Genomic DNA, 3,030 nt, shown 5'->3' with positions numbered 1-3,030 from the left:
CCACGGGGCCGACGGCGCGGCTGGCGAGCGCGCCGGCACCGGCGGCGCCCGCGAGGGCGAGCGCGAAGGCGCCGAGCCGCAGCGGGGTGCCGGGCGACGGGCTCATCGGGTCCTCCTGGTGCGCGGGTCGGGTGGTGCGCGGGTCGGGTGGTGGCGGGTCGGGTCAGGCGCCGGTGAGCCGGTAGCCGGCCTCCTCGACGGCGGCGCGCACGGCGGCCTCGTCGGGGGCCTGGCCGGGGGCGGGGCTGCCGGTGACGGTGAGGCGGCCGGTGGCCAGGTCCACGTCGACGGCGGTGACGCCGGGCACCCGGGAGACCTCCTCGGTGACGGCGCCGACGCAGTGGGCGCAGGTCATCCCGGTGACGGCGTAGGTCGCGGTCGGGGCGGGGGTGCTCATCGCGGGGTCCTCCTCGTGGGTGCGGGCGGCGCGGGTCCGATCGCCGTCGCCCTGCCCAACAACATACCCCCCACCCGTATTTCACGGCGGCTGGACCGGTCGGCGGAGTACTCCCCGGGGGTACCCTGGGCGGTGACGCGCGAGCCGAGGAGGAGCACAGGTGGAGACCACGACGCCGGACGGGCACGCCCACCACGGCTACATCCAGCACCGCGACGACTACCTCAAGCGGCTGCGCCGCATCGAGGGCCAGGCGCGCGGGCTGCAGCGGATGGTGGAGGAGGAGCAGTACTGCATCGACATCCTCACCCAGGTGTCGGCGATGACGAAGGCGCTGCAGTCCGTCTCCCTGGCGCTGCTGGAGGACCACCTCGCCCACTGCGTCGTGCAGGCCGCCGCGGCCGGTGGTCCCGAGGCCGACGCCAAGCTCAAGGAGGCCTCCGAGGCCATCGCCCGGCTCGTGCGCTCCTGAACCCCGCCACCCGAACGGCTCAAGCCCCCGTCCCCGCCGGTCGAGACACCGCGTGACGAACGGATCGCGGGAGGGAGCGTCGTGGACGGCATCAACGGGGTCATGTCCCGGATCGCGGAGATCGAGGGCTTCATCTCCTCCCTGCAACCCCCCGCGGCCGCGACGGCCGGCACCCTCGGCGGCACCTCGGCCAGCGGGCAGGCGTTCGCCTCCTCCCTCTCCAGCGCCGTCGCCGGCGTGGGCACCAGCGGTGGCCTCACGTCCGGGCTCACCTCCGGGCTCACCTCCGGGCTCGGCTCGGGCCTGACCTCCGGCCTGACCTCCGGGCTGGCGACGAGCGGCGCCGCCACCGCGACGACCACCGCCACGGGCGCCGCCACCGCCACCACCGCGACGTCGGGCGCGCGCAACGCCAAGGGCGTCCCCGTCGAGCTCGCCGCCTACGGCAACGGCAGGATCCCCGCCGCCGCGCTGAGCAGCATCGGCGTCGGCAACCACACGATGTGGGCACCGGCCGCGGCCAACTTCAAGAAGCTGCAGGCCGCCGCCGCCCGCGACGGCGTCACGATCGGCGTCACCGACTCCTACCGCTCCTACGACCAGCAGGTCGACGTCGCCCGCCGCAAGGGCCTGTACTCCCAGGGCGGGCTGGCCGCCAAGCCCGGCACCAGCGAGCACGGCTGGGGCCTCAGCCTCGACCTGAAGCTCGACGGCGAGGCGCTGACCTGGATGCGGGCGCACGCCGAGGAGTACGGCTTCACCGAGAACGTGCCGCGCGAGTCCTGGCACTGGACCTTCACGGCCTGACGCCGCAGCTCCCGCGCGCCCGCACAGGGGTGCCCCCGGACCGCCGCCGGACGTACCGTGGACCGTGGCGTTCGGGGTGGCGGATGCGTACGGGCGCTTCATGGGGCGCTTCGCCGAACCGCTGGCCGCGCAGCTGGTGGAGCTGGCCGGCGTCCGGCCGGGGCAGCGGGCCCTGGACGTGGGCTGCGGTCCCGGTGCGCTCGCGGCGCAGCTCGTGCAGCGCCTCGGGGCGGAGCACGTCTCGGCCGTCGACCCCTCCCCCGGTTTCGTCGCCGCCGCCGCCGAGCGCCTGCCGGGAGCGGACGTGCGCGCGGCCGCGGCCGAGGGCCTCCCCCACGCCGACGCGACGTTCGACGTGGTGCTGGCCCAGCTGGTCGTGCACTTCATGACCGACCCGGTGGCGGGGCTCACCGAGATGGCCAGGGTCACCCGTCCCGGTGGCACCGTGGGCGCCTCGGTGTGGGACATCGCCGGCGGGCGCAGCCCGATGTCGGTCTTCTGGACCGCGGTGCGCGACCTGGACCCCGGCGCACCGGACGAGTCGCAGCTCGCGGGCACCCGCCGGGGCCACCTGGCGGAGCTGCTGCGGCGGGCCGGGCTGGAGCCCTCCGTCGACACCGAGCTCACCGTCCGGGTCCGGTACGCCTCGTTCGACGAGTGGTGGGAGCCCTACACCCTCGGCGTGGGGCCGGCGGGCGACCACGTGGCGGGGCTGGACGAGCGCTCCCGCCGGCGGCTGCGGGAGCGGTGCGAGCAGCTGCTGCCCGCACCGCTCGTGGTCCCGGCGACCGCGTGGTGCGCCCTGGCCGTGGTGTGACGGCCCTCCCGCGCACCCGCGCCGCGGGTGCCGCCCACCGCGCGATGCGGTAGGCAGTGCTGCGGCACCCGGCAGGACGCGTGGAGGGACACCGCCGTGAGCGAGACCGACGTCGTCGAGACGCAGCAGGACCAGACCCCGCAGGACCAGACCCCGGCCGACGGCGACCAGACCCCGGCCGAGGCGCCGCACGGGCCCTACCCCGTCGCGTGGCGGCCCCCGCGGGGCGAGGCGATGCCCGAGCAGCTGGCCTCGGACCTGCGCGAACTGCGGGTCGACGTCGACGACGAGGGCGAGCCCGTCCTGCTGCGCCCGGACGGCAGCGCCGTCGACACCTGGCGCGAGGGCTACCCGTACGCCGAGCGGCTCTCGCGGCAGGAGTACGACCGCACCAAGCGGCTGCTGCAGATCGAGCTGCTCAAGCTGCAGAACTGGATCAAGGACAGCGGCGAGCGGCTCGTCATCCTCTTCGAGGGCCGCGACGCCGCCGGCAAGGGCGGCACCATCAAGCGGTTCACCGAGCACCTCAACCCCCGC

The 3,030-nt window shown here is 75.8% G+C and carries 4 protein-coding genes and 1 pseudogene; 4 read left to right on the top strand and 1 reads right to left on the bottom strand.

Going from position 1 to position 3,030, the window contains the following annotated elements; all coding sequences use genetic code 11:
- Positions 1-163: 163 nt before the first annotated feature.
- Positions 164-397 (bottom strand): heavy-metal-associated domain-containing protein, encoded by a 234-nt coding sequence (locus ABEB16_RS19940; RefSeq protein ID WP_345713943.1) that lies wholly within the window; start codon positions 395-397, stop codon positions 164-166.
- A gap of 160 nt (positions 398-557) precedes the next feature.
- Between ABEB16_RS19940 and ABEB16_RS19935 the strand changes: the two genes are divergently transcribed.
- The 4 genes and pseudogenes from ABEB16_RS19935 to ABEB16_RS19920 all read left to right on the top strand — a co-directional run.
- Positions 558-869, top strand: a complete 312-nt coding sequence (locus ABEB16_RS19935) for a metal-sensitive transcriptional regulator (protein WP_345713942.1) — start codon at positions 558-560, stop codon at positions 867-869.
- Positions 870-950: 81 nt separating this feature from the next.
- A complete protein-coding gene (locus ABEB16_RS19930) occupies positions 951-1,676 on the top strand; it encodes a M15 family metallopeptidase (protein WP_345713941.1) in 726 nt (241 codons plus the stop codon).
- Between the two features lie 64 nt (positions 1,677-1,740).
- Complete coding sequence (locus tag ABEB16_RS19925; protein WP_345713940.1) at positions 1,741-2,493, top strand: class I SAM-dependent methyltransferase; 753 nt, start codon at positions 1,741-1,743, stop codon at positions 2,491-2,493.
- Positions 2,494-2,727: 234 nt separating this feature from the next.
- Positions 2,728-3,030, top strand: a pseudogene (locus ABEB16_RS19920) (polyphosphate kinase 2); the annotation flags it as partial.

The sequence above is a fragment of the Kineococcus glutinatus genome, assembly GCF_039542765.1.
GTDB classification, from domain to species: Bacteria; Actinomycetota; Actinomycetes; order Actinomycetales; family Kineococcaceae; genus Kineococcus_A; species Kineococcus_A glutinatus.
Note: the sequence above shows the minus strand (reverse complement) of the source record. Positions and strands in the feature narration are given on the sequence as shown.

Excerpts from the sequence above, each read along its gene's own strand:
- ABEB16_RS19940 (WP_345713943.1), bottom strand. The coding sequence starts at position 397 with ATGAGCACCCCCGCCCCGACCGCGACCTACGCCGTCACCGGGATGACC.